The organism is Rhizobium metallidurans, from assembly GCF_014196505.1.
In the GTDB taxonomy this organism is placed as follows: domain Bacteria; phylum Pseudomonadota; class Alphaproteobacteria; order Rhizobiales; family Rhizobiaceae; genus Rhizobium; species Rhizobium metallidurans.
In genome coordinates, this window is record NZ_JACIDW010000007.1 from 24,171 (window position 1) to 39,250 (window position 15,080).

Sequence of the window (15,080 nt, forward strand, 5' to 3'; positions counted from 1 at the left end):
CGATATGGCTGTGTCGCGCACACCACCGGCATGCGCCAAACGGGGAGATTGAGTTTTGCGTCGCGGCGCGCATAGTCATCGCAGGCTGGAGAGGTGGCCCGCATGACCCGTCATATCGTTGCCATCGGCCCGCTGCCGCCTCCGCTGCACGGCCTTTCCATCGCGACGGCGGCCATGGTGGAGCTGCTATCGGAAGACCACACCGTCGTCACCAGCAACCTCTCGCCACCGGCAGGGGGTTCCCGTCTCTGGCGGCATCCTGCAAAGGCGGCGAAAGTCGTCGCCGCGCTCGCCAGCCTCGCACGCGAGCGCGGACATCCCGACAAGGCCTGCTACCTTGCCTGCGACGGCGGTCTCGGGCAACTCTACACGCTGCTGCTCCTGGCCGTCGCCCGGCTCTTCGCCTACCCGACCTACCTGCACCACCACAGCTTTCGCTATATCGACCGGCCGAGCTTGACCATGCGCGCCATCCTGGCGCTCGCCGCTCCCGACCTCACCCATGTCTTTCTCTGCGGCATGATGCGCGACCGCTTCATCGACACCTATGACAGACGCCTGCACGCCGCCATCGTCTCAAATGCCGCCTTCGTACATCCGCAGAACGATGGCGCGGCGATCCCGGCCCGTCCGCTGACGATCGGCATGCTCAGCAACCTCAGCCGCGCCAAGGGGCTCGGGACGTTTCTCGATCTGCTGCGCCACGCGATCCTGCAGGGCTTGCCGATCCGCGCCGTGCTTGCCGGCCCGGTGACAGATAACGACGACCGCGCCATGATCGATACGGCGCTCAATGAATTCGCTGGCTCGCTCGATTATCGCGGCCGCGTGCTTGGTGACGACAAGGCGAAGTTCTACCGCGATATCGACGTCTTCGTCTTTCCGACGACCTACGTCAACGAGGCCCAGCCGATCGTCGTCTTCGAAGCCAAGGCGGCGGGAAGCGCCGTCATCGCCTATGATCGCGGCTGCATCCACAACCAGCTCGATGAGACCGACCTCCTCGTCCCCGCCCATGGCGCGTTCACGGAGATCGCCATCGCCTGGCTGTCGGAAATCCCCTCGGACGACAGGCGAGACCAGCGAAGACGCGAGGCAAGGCAGATCCACGAGATCAGGCAGAAAACCGCGCGCAAACAGGCGAAGTCCTTGATGCAGTGAAATTTCCTGCCTCGCCCGCTGGAAATCCGGATGGCTTGACGCATATTTTCAATCCTGCTCATTAGAGATCTGTCTCGCGTCCCGAACCGAAAACTGGAAATCCCACAGCATGCCCCCTTGCAGCGCGCTTCGCGCCCACACCAGCCATTGCCACGCAGCGGCAGACGTTTTTCCAGTTCGCCCGATGGCAGACGCTGCCCCGCATGATCGGGAGCATGGTCCGTCGTGAACGAGAATTCGAGCGAGAATTTCGGCAAGGTCGACCTCACCAATTGCGACCGCGAACCTATCCACCGCCTGGGCGCCATCCAGCCTTTCGGCTTCCTGCTTGTCGTCTCCTCGGATTGGATGGTGGCGCGCGTTTCCGCCAACCTCGAGCAGTTCGTCGGCATCTCCTGCGATGAGATCATCGGCCAGCCTGTCTCGCGCGTCATCAGCGGCAAGACCATGCACACGCTGCGCAACCGGCTGAGCATCATGCGCGGCCCGGATGTCGTGGAACGCCTCTTCGGCATCGAGCTTTCCGAAGGCGGCCCGCTCTTCGATATCGCCATCCACATGAGCGACGATCAGGTCGTGATCGAGGCCGAGCCCTCGCAGGAGGGCGCGCAGGGCGGTTCGCCGGTGTCGATCCGCAGCATGATGGGCCGTCTCGACCAGGCCGAAACGCTGGAAGCCTTCTTCCGCGAAGGCGCCCGCCAGGCCCGCGCGCTGACCGGCTTCGATCGCGTCATGGTCTATCGCTTCGACGAAAGCGGCGCCGGCGAAGTGGTGGCGGAAGCCGCCCGTGCCGGCATCGGCTCCTTCCTCGGCCTGCATTACCCGGCCTCCGACATTCCCGTGCAGGCGCGCGCGCTCTACACCCGCAATCTCTTCCGCATCATCGCCGACATCGACGCCGTCAACGTGCCTCTGGTGCCGGAGATTGATGCCCATGGACGCTCGCTCGATCTCTCCATGTCGATCCTGCGCTCGGTCTCGCCCATCCACATCGAGTACCTGAAAAACATGGGCGTCGGCGCCTCGCTGTCGATCTCGATCGTCGTCGACGGCAAGCTCTGGGGCCTGTTTGCCTGCCATCACTATTCCGCCCGCCTGCCCTCCTTCGAGCGGCGCACGACATCGGAGCTGTTCGGCCAGATGTTCGCCTCAAGATTGGAGAGCCGCGAGCGGCGGCTTGCGCTCGAGTTCGAAACCAAGGCTCGCCAGATCGCCGACCGGCTGCTGACCTCGGTGGCCGACAATGCCAGCCTGCTCGACGACCCCTCCTGGCTGATCGACGCGCTGGCCGACGCGATCCCAGCCGATGGCATCGGCGTCTGGATCAACGGCCGCTCGGCGCTGAACGGCATCACCCCGTCGCAGGCCGAATTCGGCGAGCTTATCCGCGTCCTCAACCGCAACTCGGCCGGCCGCGTGTTTTCTACCGACAGCATCGCAGAGACTTGGCCGGGGACGATGTCCGGCGACATCGTGGCCGGGCTGATCGCCATTCCGATCTCGCGCTCGCCGCGGGATTACGTGGTCCTGTTCCGCCAGGAGATCGTGCGCTCCGTGCGCTGGGCGGGCGATCCGCACAAGCCCGTGGAATACGGCCCGAACGGCCCGCGCCTGACACCGCGCAAGAGCTTCGAGACCTGGTCCGAGCTGGTGCGCCAGCACTCGCAGCCCTTCTCCGCCGCCGAACGCCGCGTCGCCGAAACCATTCGCGTCACGCTGATCGAGGTCGTGCTGCGGCTGACCGACGAGGCCAACGCCGTGCGCCAGCAGGCCAACGAGCGGCAGGAACTGTTGATCGCCGAACTGAACCATCGTGTGCGCAACATATTGAGCCTCATCAGCGGCCTGATCCGCCAGTCGCGCGGCACGACCGACAGCACCGACGAGTTCATCGGCCATCTCGAAGGCCGCGTGCAGGCGCTGTCGCGCGCGCACGACCAGATCACCCGCGACCACTGGGCGCCGGCACCGCTGCGCGCGCTGCTGCAGGCCGAAGCCGCCGCCTATCTCGGACCGAATGCCGCGCGCATCATCATGAACGGGCCGGAAGTGCTGCTGGCACCGCAGGCCTTTTCCATCTCCGCCCTGGTGTTCCACGAACTGGTGACCAACAGCGCCAAATACGGCAGCCTCTGCGACAGCGGCACCGTCGGGGTCGATTGGCACAAGGACGACGCCGGCAATCTCGTCATCCATTGGCGCGAAAGCGACGGCCCGCCCGTCAGGCAGCCGACCCGCCAGGGCTTCGGCACGACGATCATCCGCCGCTCGATCCCTTATGAACTCGGTGGCAAGGCCGATGTACGCTATGAGCCTGAAGGCCTCGAGGCGCATTTCCTGATCCCCGAGAAGTTCGTGACCTTCGCCGACGGCGCGGTGTCGCTGCTGCCGGAACAATCGTTGCAGTCGGCCAAGGCTATTCTGGAGACGATCAAGGAGCGGCCGTTGGATGGGTTCGACATCCTGCTCGTCGAGGACAATCTCATCATCGCCATGGATGGCGAGGACATCTTCCTGCAGCTCGGCGCCCACAGCGTGGCGCTTGCGCCGAATGTCTCGAACGCCCTGGCCGTCATTGACAGCCGCAAATTCGACCTCGCCGTCCTGGACGTCCACCTCGGCGAGGAAACGAGCCTTGCCGTGGCCGAGAGACTGGCCGCCAAGGGTGTGCCGCTGATCCTGGCGACGGGCTACGGCGAAGGTGTGTCGCAGGCCTATGGCGCTCTCGGCGCCAATCTGCTGCAGAAGCCCTACACGATCGAAAGCGTCGCCAGCGCGCTGTCGCGCATCACGCTGATCGCAAAGTCATGACACGGGCTGTTTCGCCCGCACGCTGAGACCATCGACGAAGAGTTGTTCGAGAAACCGCGCCGCGTCCTCGAACCGCCCCTCGCCGGAGTGTCCCTGCCCGAGCACGGCGCGCACCTGCACGTCGAAATCGGCGTAATGCTGCGTCGTCGACCAGATCGAGAAGATCAGGTGGTAGGGATCGCACTTGACGATCTTGCCGGCCTTGGCCCAGGCGCGGATGACACGGGCCTTTTCGTCGACCAGTTCCTTCAACGGCCCTTTCAATTCGTCCTCGATATGTGGCGCGCCCTGCAGCACCTCATTGGCGAACAGGCGGCTTTCGCGGGGAAAATCCCGCGCCATCTCCAGCTTGCGGCGGATATAGCCGCGAATCTCGCTCTCGGGATTCCCCTCCGCGTTGAAGGCGCGCAACGGCTCGAGCCAGGTGAACAGGACGCGGTCGATCAGCGCCCGGTGCATCGCTTCCTTGGTGCGGAAATAATAGAGCAGATTGGGCTTCGACATGCCCGCCACCTCGGCGATCTGGTCGATCGTCGAGCCACGGAAACCGCTGACCGAAAACACATCGAGCGCCGCTTCCAGGATCTGTTCCTCTTTCTCTTCCTGGATGCGGGTGCGCCGCTGTGTCCTCGCAGCTCTCGGTATCGCCATGTCGTTATTTTTTCTCGTTCAAATTCAACTATTTCAGTCAAGTTTAACCGGCTGCGATCCGCTGCCGAAAAACCGGGCATCTGCCCTGAATTTTGTCGGTAATTTTCCTGATTTTCGCCTTGAGCCCGACGCCGGAAGTTGTAATGTTTACCAGTCGGTCAAATTATCCGTCAGAAGCAAATCAAAGGCAACTGACGATTTTCAGACGCTAATAAAACAACAACGGCGCTGAAACTGACCACGGGAACAAACGGACATGCTGAATAGCATGCGCCGCATAATAACTGGTGAGGAATACGGATATGGTGGCAGCACCAGGCGAGAACATGCGCGTCAACGGGGACCGGCTCTGGGACAGTCTCATGGACATGGCGAAGATCGGCCCGGGGATTGCGGGCGGCAACAACCGCCAGACGCTGACCGACGCCGACGCCGAGGGCCGCAGCCTCTTCAAGACATGGTGCGACGCCGCTGGCATGACCATGGGCGTCGACAGGATGGGCACGATGTTCGCGACCCGCCCCGGCACCGATCCCGACGCGCTCCCTGTCTATGTCGGCTCGCATCTGGATACACAGCCGACCGGCGGCAAGTATGACGGCGTGCTCGGCGTTCTGGCCGCGCTCGAGGTCGTGCGCACGATGAACGACATGGGCATCAAGACGAAGCACCCCATCGTCGTCACCAACTGGGCGAACGAGGAAGGCGCCCGTTTCGCCCCCGCCATGCTCGCTTCCGGCGTCTTCGCCGGTGTCCACGACATCGACTACGCCTATTCCCGCAAGGACCCCGAGGGCAAGACCTATGGTGACGAGCTGAAGCGCATCGGCTGGCTCGGCGAGGAAGAGGTCGGCGCTCGAAAGATGCACGCCTATTTCGAATACCACATCGAACAGGGTCCGATCCTCGAGGCCGAAAACAAGCAGATCGGCGTCGTCACCCACTGCCAGGGCCTATGGTGGCTGGAATTCACGCTGACCGGCCGCGAAGCCCACACCGGCTCCACGCCGATGAACCTGCGCGTCAATGCAGGCCTTGCCATGTCGCGCATCATGGAAATGGTGCAGGGCGTGGCGATGGGCGAACAGCCGGGCGCCGTCGGCGGCGTCGGCCAGGTCTTCTTCTCGCCGAACTCCCGCAACGTGCTTCCCGGCAAGGTCGTCTTCACCGTCGACATCCGCACCCCCGACCAGGCCAAGCTCGACCGCATGCGCGCCAAGATCGAGGCCGAGGCCGCCAGGATATGCGAGGCACTTGGCGTCGGCTGCTCGGTCGAGGCCGTCGGCCATTTCGACCCAGTCACGTTCGATCCCAAGCTGGTGGACGCCGTCCGCAACGCTGCTGACCGTCTCGGCTACAGCCACATGAACATCATCTCCGGCGCCGGCCACGACGCCTGCTGGGCCGCCAAGGTGGCGCCCTCAACCATGGTCATGTGCCCCTGCGTCGGCGGCCTCAGCCACAACGAGGCCGAGGAGATCTCCAAGGAATGGGCCTCAGCCGGCGCGGACGTTCTGTTCCACGCGGTGGTGGAGACGGCGGAGATTGTCGGATGACCATGCAGCCGCTATATTTGATACCGGCTGAACTCGCGGAGACCATTGCATGTCTTCCTCTACAGAAAACCTCGTCCTTGAACATCTGCGCGCGATCCGCGCCACGCAGGATCGTCACTCGGACGACCTCATCGAGATCAAGGAGCGGCTTGGCTTTCTTGAGCAGCAATATGCGAGCATCTCACGGCGCGTCGATCGCATCGATGAACGCCTTGAGCGCGTCGAGCGCCGGCTCGACCTCGTCGAGACCTGACAGCAAGCAGCACCCGGTACGTCAATCCTATCCATCTCCCCGGTCGAACCTGATCAACAAGCTGGCGGATGAGGGGGCTCCGGGCGCGACGAAAATTATCCGACCGGATATCCGCAAACACCGCCCGGCCAAAACGACACAAGCGCGGCAGCTTCGCCAAAATGAAACCGAGGAGGAGTACCACCTCTGGAGCGACCTACGCGCCCGCCGGCTGAATGGCTACAAGTTCGCAAGGCAAGTTCCGCTCGGCCCGTTTATCGTCGATTTCCTCTGCCGCGAAGCCCGGCTGGTCGTTGAAATCGATGGCTTCCAGCATGCCGAAAGCGCTGCCGATCAAAGCCGAACCGTGTGGCTCAATAACAATGGCTACTCCGTCCTGCGCTTCTGGAATCACGAAATCTCGCGCGAAAGACGCTCGGTTCTCGAAACCATCCTGGCCGCGTTGCAGGGCCGGATTGAATTCAACGCCGAACAACCGAGCTTTTATTCGCCTGCTGAAAAACGATAAAACAGGGAACCCGACCAATGAGCACAGTCATCAAGAACGGCACCATCGTCACCGCCGACCTGACCTACAAGGCGGACGTGAAGGTCGATGGCGGCAGGATCGTCGAGATCGGGCCCAACCTCTCTGGAGCCGAAACGCTTGACGCCACCGGCTGTTACATCATGCCCGGCGGCATTGATCCGCACACCCATCTCGAAATGCCATTCATGGGCACCTATTCCTCCGACGATTTCGACAGCGGCACGCGCGCGGCCCTTGCCGGCGGCACCACGATGGTGGTCGACTTCGCCCTTCCCGCCCCCGGCCAGTCGCTGCTCGAAGCGCTCACCATGTGGGACAACAAGTCCACCCGCGCCAATTGCGACTATTCCTTCCACATGGCGATCACCTGGTGGAGCGAGCAGGTCTTCAACGAGATGAAGACGATCGTGGAGGACAAGGGCATCAACACCTTCAAGCACTTCATGGCCTACAAGGGCTCGCTGATGGTGAACGACGACGAGATGTTCGCCTCCTTCCAGCGCTGCGCCGAGCTTGGCGCGCTGCCGCTGGTCCACGCCGAAAACGGCGACGTCGTCGCCTCGATGTCGGCGAAGCTGCTCGCCGAAGGCAATAACGGCCCCGAGGCCCACGCCTATTCCCGCCCGGCCGAAGTCGAGGGCGAGGCCACCAACCGCGCCATCATGATCGCCGATATGGCCGGCTGCCCCGTCTATATCGTCCACACCTCCTGCGAACAGGCGCATGAAGCCATCCGCCGCGCCCGCCAGAAGGGCATCCGCGCCTATGGCGAGCCGCTGATCCAGCACCTGACGCTCGACGAGACCGAATATTTCGACAAGGACTGGGACCACGCCGCCCGCCGCGTCATGTCGCCCCCCTTCCGCAACAAGCAGCACCAGGACAGTCTCTGGGCCGGCCTCGCCTCCGGCTCGCTGCAGGTCGTCGCCACCGACCACTGCGCTTTCACCACCGACCAGAAGCGCTACGGCGTCGGTGATTTCACCAAGATCCCGAATGGCACCGGCGGCTTGCAGGACCGCATGCCGATGCTGTGGACCTACGGCGTCAACACCGGCCGCCTGACGATGAACGAATTCGTCGCCGTGACCTCCACCAACATCGCCAAGATCCTCAACATCTACCCCCGCAAGGGCGCCATCCTCGTCGGCGCCGATGCCGACCTCGTGGTCTGGGACCCGAAGCGCTCCAAGACGATTTCTGCCAAGACCCAGCAATCCGCGATCGATTACAACGTCTTCGAGGGCAAGCAGGTTACCGGCCTGCCGCGCTACACGCTGAGCCGCGGCGTTGTCGTCGTCGAGGAAGAGACGATGAAGACCCGCGAGGGGCACGGCGAGTTCGTCAAGCGCGAACCGGTCACCGCCGTCTCGAGGGCGCTCTCGACTTGGAAGGAAATCACCGCGCCGCGCAAGGTCGAACGATCAGGCATTCCGGCGAGTGGGGTTTGATCGGCTGACATGACGGGCGCTGGGCTCAACATCAAGACCCCTCCCCAACCCCTCCCCACAAGGGGGAGGGGCTATGCCGCACCGTATCGACCGCTGTCGACGCGAGCGGGTGCCACTGGTCTTCTCCCCCCTTGTGGGGGAGATGGCCGGCAGGCCAGAGAGGGTCCTAATTCACACCGGCACGTTCCCATCCAGCTCGGGCAAGAGCACGACGCTCTCCTGCTCGTTGGGATCGGTGCGCGCGATGATCGCCGTGCAGGGCGTGCTGCTGAGATTGGCGGGCAGATGCGGTACGCCGGCGGGGATGTAGAACAGCTCTCCGGCATGCACGACGACATGGTGCTCGAGATCGTCGCCGTACCAGGTGTGCGCCTCGCCCGACAGCATGTAGATCGCCGTCTCGTGCGCTTCGTGCAGATGCGCCTTGGCGCGCACGCCGGGCGGGATGGTGAGAAGGTGCATGCAGATGCCTCTGGCGCCGACCGTCTCGGCGGCGATGCCCTGGAAATAGCTCAACCCCTGCTTTCCGTCGTAGGAGTGGTCGGGGCGCACGATATGGCAGGTTGGTTTTGATGTCGCATCCATCGTCGTCTTCCTCAAAGCTTGCCGGCGCGGCAAAGGCCGCCGCCGATGATATCACGCAAACCGCCGCCGCGCGGGGAAAACAGGATCGATCCGCATTGACGCAAGCAGCCTCCGTCGTATCCGCAAAAAACCTCTGCCTGACCTACCAGGCCAATGACGCGCCGGTGCACGCGCTGAGCAACGTCGACCTCGATGTCCGCAAGGGCGACTTCGTCTCCTTCATCGGCCCATCCGGCTGCGGCAAGACCACCTTCCTGCGGGTCATCGCCGATCTTGAGAAGAAGACCTCGGGCGACATCACTGTCAACGGAATGACGCCGGAGGACGCCCGCAAGGCCCGTGCCTACGGCTATGTCTTCCAGGCGCCGGCGCTCTATCCGTGGCGCACGATCGACAAGAACATCGCGCTGCCGCTCGAGATCATGAACTATCCGGCCGATGAGAGGCAGAAACGCATCGCCGAGGCGCTCGATCTCGTCGGCTTGACCGGCTTCGAGAAGAAGTTCCCCTGGCAACTCTCCGGCGGCATGCAGCAGCGCGCCTCGATCGCCCGCGCGCTCGCCTTCGACGCCGACCTGCTGTTGATGGACGAGCCCTTCGGCGCGCTGGACGAGATCGTCCGCGACCATTTGAACGAGGAACTGCTGAAGCTCTGGGCACGCACCAACAAGACCATCTGCTTCGTCACCCACTCGATCCCCGAGGCGGTCTATCTCTCGACCAAGATCGTCGTCATGTCCCCCCGCCCCGGCCGCGTCACCGACATCATCGACTCTCCACTCCCCCGCGAACGGCCGTTGGATATTCGTGAGACGCCGGAGTTCCTCGAGATTGCCCACCGCGTGCGGGATGGGCTGAGAGCGGGGCATAGCTATGAGCATTGAAGGCCTCGAGCTTAAGACCCCTCCCCAACCCCTCCCCACAAGGGGGAGGGGCAGACCCGTTGCGCCGGCTGCGAGACACAGTAAGGCCGGAATTCGTGGGACGGTTCTGATGTTCGAGACGGTAGCGGCAAGGAAGCCCCTCCCCCTTGTGGGGAGGGGTTGGGGAGGGGTCTAGATGCCGCACTCCAACATCACCCCGAAAACTCGGGAACGAGCAAGACGCCTCCGCCGCGAACTGACCAAGGCGGAAGCCGCCATGTGGGACATGCTTCGCGACCTCCGTCCCCACGGCGCCCGTTTCCGCCGCGAAACGCCTGTCGGCCCCTATGTCGCTGATTTCGCGTGGCTCTCCGCTCGACTGATCATCGAAGTCGATGGCGACAGCCACGAAACGAGCCATGGCCGCAGGCACGATAGCGCACGCGACGCATTTCTGCGCAATGAAGGCTTCACCGTGCTCCGCTTCGACAACGACCAGGTGCTGGATGGACCGGATCACGTTTTCATCGAGATCCAAAACCATGCCGCCAAGTTCCTGAGGGAGCAAGCCGCATGACCCCGGACACCCTCAAGGGCAAGATCATCCCCGTCACCACCATCCTGGCTGCCCTCGTCGCCATCTGGTACGTCGCGGCGATCATGATGAACGCCCCCTTCCAGCGCGACATGGACACCCGCGCCGGCCAGTCTCCAACGACGATGGAGTTCATCGAGAAAACCCTGTCGCAGCCCAAGCCCCTCCTCCCCGCGCCGCACCAGGTTGCCCGCAACGTCTTCGACAACACTTTCCTGCGCAAGCTCTCCAGCAACCGCAGCCTCGTCTATCACTCGGGCGTCACCCTCTCCTCCACCGTGCTCGGCTTCACGCTCGGCACGCTGCTCGGCATCCTGATCGCCGTCGGCATCGTCCACATCAAGGCGCTCGACCGCAGCCTGATGCCGTGGATCATCACCTCGCAGACCATCCCGATCCTGGCGATCGCGCCGATGGTGATCGTCGTGTTGGGCGCCATCAACATCACCGGCCTGATCCCCAAGGCGCTGATCTCGACCTATCTCTCCTTCTTCCCGGTCACCGTCGGCATGGTGAAGGGCCTGCGCTCGCCAGAGGTCATGCTGCTCGACCTGATGCGCACCTATAATGCGTCACCCGCCCAGACCTTCTGGAAACTGCGCGTGCCAGCCTCCGTGCCCTATCTCTTCACCTCGATGAAGGTGGCGATCGCCGCCAGCCTCGTCGGCGCCATCGTCGGCGAGTTGCCGACGGGCGCGGTCGCCGGCATCGGTTCCAAACTGCTCGCCGGCTCCTATTACAGCCAGACCATCGACATCTGGGCGGCGCTGATCGCCGGCTCGCTGCTGGCCGCACTGCTCATCATGATCGTCAGCATCGCGGCCAAGATCGTCGACAAGGCCATGGGCGGGAGGTCGGCATGAAGAGCGCGTCCTGGCAGGCGATCGTCGCCCTCCTCCTCACCGTCGCGGCCGCGGCAACCCTGCCGCTGTTCTCGGCCGCGTCGGGTCGAGTGCCATCGTCAGGCATGACGGCGATCCTCTTCGTCCTGATCGCGGCCTCGGCACTCATCTCCCTGCTGCCGCAATCGAAGACCAGCCGCGCGACGGTGCTCTTCATCGGCGCCCATGGCGGCGCCTGGCTGCTGCTGTCGAGCCTTGCGGGCAATGAAGGCTTCGCCGCGAAACCCTTCTTCCTCCTGATGGCGGCCTGCTGGCTGCTTGCCTGGCGCACGGTCAGCGAGATCGTCGAGATCAAGACCAGCTCGCGCGCCGACGATACCGCGCTGCGGCTCCTGGTGCCCGCCATCTTCGGCGCCTGGATCCTGATCCTGTGGGAAACCGCCACGCGCGGCGCCGGCATTCCCTTCGTGCTCCTGCCGCCGCCGAGCGCCATTGCCGCCCGCATCGTCGGATCGCTGCCGATCCTTCGCGACGACGTCAGGCAGACGATCTTCAAGGCCGTGCTCGCCGGATATGTCATCGGCTGCGGCGCCGGCTTCGCCGTCGCCATTCTCGCCGACCGCGTCGCCTTCCTGCGCCGTGGCCTGCTGCCGATCGGCAACATGGTCTCGGCGCTGCCGATGATCGGCGTCGCCCCGATCATGGTCATGTGGTTCGGTTTCGACTGGCAGTCCAAGGCCGCGGTCGTCGTCATCATGACCTTCTTCCCCATGCTGGTGAACACCGTCGCCGGCCTTGCCGCATCCGGTCCGATGGAGCGCGACCTGATGCAAACCTATGCCTCCAGCTACTGGCAGACGCTGTTGAAGCTCCGTCTTCCGGCGGCAATGCCTTTCATTTTCAATGCATTGAAGATCAACTCGACGCTGGCGCTGATCGGTGCCATCGTCGCGGAGTTCTTCGGTACGCCGATCGTCGGCATGGGCTTTCGCATCTCCACCGAGATCGGGCGCATGAATGTCGACATGGTCTGGGCCGAAATCGCCGTCGCGGCGCTGGCAGGCTCGATCTTCTATGGCGTCGTCGCCCTCGCTGAGCGGGCGGTGACGTTCTGGCATCCGTCTATCCGTGGTGGCTAGGCGTCGCGCGTGTCCGCGAATGGGCTCGGGCATAACAATAGAGGGAACAAGAAAATGAAAAAACTGGTTCTTGCAATGATGGCGAGCGCGATGGCGATGGCGGCAGGCCACGCGATGGCCGCCGAAAAGGTGACGCTGCAGCTGAAATGGGTGACCCAGTCGCAGTTCGCCGGCTACTACGTCGCCAAGGAAAAGGGCTACTACGAGGAAGAAGGCCTCGACGTCGACATCAAACCGGGCGGTCCCGATATCGCGCCCGAACAGGTGATCGCCGGCGGCGGCGCCGACGTGATCGTCGACTGGATGGGCGGCGCTCTGGTTGCCCGCGAAAAGGGCGTTCCGCTCGTCAACATCGCCCAGCCTTTCCAGAAGTCGGGCATGGAGCTGATCTGCCGCAAGGACGGCCCGGTCAAGACCGAAGCCGATTTCAAGGGCCGCACGCTCGGCGTCTGGTTCTTCGGCAACGAGTATCCGTTCTTTGCCTGGATGAACAAGATCGGCCTGAAGACCGATGGCGGTCCGGATGGCGTCACGGTGCTGAAGCAGAGCTTCGACGTCCAGCCGCTCCTGCAGAAGCAGGCCGACTGCATCTCCGTCATGACCTATAATGAATACTGGCAGGCGATCGATGCCGGCTTCAAGCCCGAGGAACTCACGGTCTTCAACTACACCGCCATGGGCAACGATCTGCTCGAGGACGGCCTCTACGCCAACGAGGAGAAGCTGAAGGACCCGGCCTTCAAGGAAAAGATGGCCAAGTTCGTCAGGGCTTCGATGAAGGGTTGGAAGTATGCCGTCGAAAACCCCGACGATGCGGCGGGGATCGTCGTCGACGCCGGCGGCCAGGACGAAAACCACCAGAAGCGCATGATGAGCGAAGTGGCCAAGCTGATCGGCGACGGATCGGGCAAGCTCGACACCACGCTCTACGACCGCACCGCCAAGGCGCTGCTGGACCAGAAGATCATCAGCAAGCAGCCCTCGGGCGCCTGGACACAGGACATCACCGACGCAGCCGCCAAGTAGGACGCGGCGCGCAGGTCGTATCACGTGAACAGCGAACGCGCGGGCTGGCACCGCGCGTTCTTTGTCTGATCATAAAAATTTCGCGGCGATGTCGCATATGACCCGCCCCGCACGTCATAGGAAAGACGGAATTACGGATCACCAAACCGAATGCCGGCATCACTGGATGGTGATTGATCTCGGCCGTCGAGATTACTATTGTGCGCCGCGAGGAATTATTTTCCGCCGGGCTTGTGCGTGGGGCAAAACGATACCACCTACAAGTCGGATTCGCCGGACGAGGGTTATCTTGCGGTAGTAAGAGATGGCGATGATGCGGGAATACTTCTGAGCTTACATATACGGGAAAAGGCCTTCGCGAGCTGCAGACATGGCGCGAGTTTGGCCAACCTCTTCAAGGACTGGACCAAGACGCATGGTACGCATGACGCCTAAAACTCTACGCGCATCCACCCTGATCGTGGCTGCCTTTGCCGCATCGGCCGCCTTCGCGCAGGAAAACCAGCCGCCGAAGGCTCAGCAGAACCTGCCCGTGATCGTCGTCACGACCGCCACAAAGCGCGCGCTGGTCGATCGCGTCATCGGCACCGGCACGATCCGCCCCGTCGAGGAAGTCTATATCCAGCCGCAGGTCGAGGGTCTCTCCATCCGGTCCCTCAATGTCGATATCGGCGACAAGGTCGAGGCCAACAGCACGCTGGCGACGCTGAACGAGGATGCGCTGGCGCTGCAGAAGGCGCAGATGATGGCGACCAAGGCCAAGGGTGAAGCGAGCCTCGCGCAGCTTCGCGCCCAGCTCGTGGAAGCCAAGGCGACGGCCGAGCAGGCCCGCCTGCAGCAGGCACGGTCCGCCGAGATGGGCAAGAAGGGCACCGTATCCACCGCCCAGGTCGAGCAGGCCGATGCCGCCGCCGCCACCGCCAACGCCCGCGTCAGCTCCGCCCAGCAGGCGATCGAAGTCGCCGTCGCCGATCTCAAGGTCGTCGACAGCCAGATCGCCGACGCCGATCTGAAGCTGGCGCGCACGGACGTCAAGACGCCGGTGTCAGGCGTGATCTCGGCCAAGAACGCCCGCATCGGCGCCATCGCCGCCGGAACCGGCGAACCGATGTTCACCGTCATCAAGGACAATGCGATCGAACTGGTCGCCGAATTGTCGGAAACCGATATCCAGAAGATCAAGGTCGGCCAGCGCGCCAACGTGACGTTGTCGGGCAGCCGCACGACGATCGAAGGCAAGGTCAGGATCGTCTCCCCGACGGTCGACCAGTCCACCCGCCTCGGCCTCGTGCATATCTTCATCACCGATGAGAGTGCTGCTCGCTCCGGAATGTATGCCAGCGCCGACATCATCGTCGCTGAAAAGAGCGACATCGCCCTGCCGCTGTCGGCGGTCACCACGGGCCGCGACGGCTCCACCGCCCGCAAGGTCGAGGACGGCGTGGTCAAGCAGGTGAAGGTGACGACCGGCATTCAGGACGGCGGCTTCGTCGAGATCTCGGAAGGCCTGAAGGAAGGCGACACCGTCGTCGCCAAGGCCGGCGCCTTCGTTCGCGACGGCGACAAGATCACACCTGTCACCGAAGCCGTATCGGCGCAATCGAACTGACCGAGGCCA

At 63.5% G+C, this 15,080-nt stretch carries 14 protein-coding genes; 12 read left to right on the top strand and 2 right to left on the bottom strand.

Annotated features, from left to right (window positions below):
- Positions 1-102: 102 nt before the first annotated feature.
- Both GGQ67_RS12830 and GGQ67_RS12835 read left to right on the top strand, forming a co-directional pair.
- Positions 103-1,161 (top strand): glycosyltransferase family 4 protein, encoded by a 1,059-nt coding sequence (locus GGQ67_RS12830; RefSeq protein ID WP_183900550.1) that lies wholly within the window; start codon positions 103-105, stop codon positions 1,159-1,161.
- A 225-nt stretch (positions 1,162-1,386) separates the two neighbouring features.
- Positions 1,387-3,972, top strand: coding sequence for an HWE histidine kinase domain-containing protein (locus tag GGQ67_RS12835; protein ID WP_183900551.1), 2,586 nt, complete (start codon positions 1,387-1,389; stop codon positions 3,970-3,972).
- Here GGQ67_RS12835 and GGQ67_RS12840 read toward each other — a convergent pair.
- Positions 3,967-4,623 carry a TetR family transcriptional regulator C-terminal domain-containing protein gene (locus GGQ67_RS12840; protein ID WP_183900552.1) on the bottom strand — a complete coding sequence of 219 codons (657 nt, stop codon included), beginning with the start codon at positions 4,621-4,623 and terminating at the stop codon, positions 3,967-3,969. The two genes, GGQ67_RS12835 and GGQ67_RS12840, sit on opposite strands and share 6 nt — an antisense overlap.
- A 302-nt stretch (positions 4,624-4,925) precedes the next feature.
- Between GGQ67_RS12840 and GGQ67_RS12845 the strand changes: the two genes are divergently transcribed.
- From GGQ67_RS12845 to hydA, 4 genes are read left to right on the top strand one after another with little or no spacing between them, the layout of a single operon-like run.
- On the top strand, positions 4,926-6,179 hold the full coding sequence (locus tag GGQ67_RS12845; protein ID WP_183900553.1) for a Zn-dependent hydrolase: 1,254 nt from the start codon (positions 4,926-4,928) through the stop codon (positions 6,177-6,179).
- A gap of 49 nt (positions 6,180-6,228) precedes the next feature.
- Entirely contained in the window at positions 6,229-6,432 is a 204-nt protein-coding gene (locus GGQ67_RS12850; RefSeq protein ID WP_018897120.1) for a hypothetical protein, read from the top strand.
- On the top strand, positions 6,392-6,940 hold the full coding sequence (locus GGQ67_RS12855; protein WP_425503785.1) for an endonuclease domain-containing protein: 549 nt from the start codon (positions 6,392-6,394) through the stop codon (positions 6,938-6,940). The genes GGQ67_RS12850 and GGQ67_RS12855 overlap by 41 nt, the downstream gene beginning before the upstream one ends.
- Before the next feature lie 17 nt (positions 6,941-6,957).
- Positions 6,958-8,412, top strand: a complete 1,455-nt coding sequence (gene hydA / locus GGQ67_RS12860; RefSeq protein ID WP_183900555.1) for a dihydropyrimidinase — start codon at positions 6,958-6,960, stop codon at positions 8,410-8,412.
- Positions 8,413-8,583: 171 nt separating this feature from the next.
- Here hydA and GGQ67_RS12865 read toward each other — a convergent pair whose 3' ends face one another.
- Positions 8,584-8,997, bottom strand: a complete 414-nt coding sequence (locus GGQ67_RS12865) for a cupin domain-containing protein (protein WP_183900556.1) — start codon at positions 8,995-8,997, stop codon at positions 8,584-8,586.
- Positions 8,998-9,092: 95 nt separating this feature from the next.
- On the opposite strand from GGQ67_RS12865, the gene GGQ67_RS12870 reads away from it, so the two are divergent.
- From GGQ67_RS12870 to GGQ67_RS12895, 6 genes are all read left to right on the top strand, one after another.
- The gene (locus GGQ67_RS12870) at positions 9,093-9,881 is read left to right on the top strand and encodes an ABC transporter ATP-binding protein (RefSeq protein WP_183900557.1); all 789 of its coding nucleotides are present in this window, start codon (positions 9,093-9,095) and stop codon (positions 9,879-9,881) included.
- Between the two features lie 175 nt (positions 9,882-10,056).
- On the top strand, positions 10,057-10,437 hold the full coding sequence (locus GGQ67_RS12875) for an endonuclease domain-containing protein (protein ID WP_183900558.1): 381 nt from the start codon (positions 10,057-10,059) through the stop codon (positions 10,435-10,437).
- Positions 10,434-11,318: an ABC transporter permease gene (locus GGQ67_RS12880; RefSeq protein WP_183900559.1), complete on the top strand. Its 885-nt coding sequence runs from the start codon at positions 10,434-10,436 to the stop codon at positions 11,316-11,318. The genes GGQ67_RS12875 and GGQ67_RS12880 overlap by 4 nt, the downstream gene beginning before the upstream one ends.
- Positions 11,315-12,436, top strand: coding sequence for an ABC transporter permease (locus GGQ67_RS12885; RefSeq protein ID WP_183900560.1), 1,122 nt, complete (start codon positions 11,315-11,317; stop codon positions 12,434-12,436). The genes GGQ67_RS12880 and GGQ67_RS12885 overlap by 4 nt, the downstream gene beginning before the upstream one ends.
- A 54-nt stretch (positions 12,437-12,490) precedes the next feature.
- Positions 12,491-13,462 carry an ABC transporter substrate-binding protein gene (locus GGQ67_RS12890; protein WP_183900561.1) on the top strand — a complete coding sequence of 324 codons (972 nt, stop codon included), beginning with the start codon at positions 12,491-12,493 and terminating at the stop codon, positions 13,460-13,462.
- A 415-nt stretch (positions 13,463-13,877) separates the two neighbouring features.
- Positions 13,878-15,071, top strand: a complete 1,194-nt coding sequence (locus tag GGQ67_RS12895) for an efflux RND transporter periplasmic adaptor subunit (protein ID WP_183900562.1) — start codon at positions 13,878-13,880, stop codon at positions 15,069-15,071.
- Positions 15,072-15,080 lie beyond the last annotated feature (9 nt).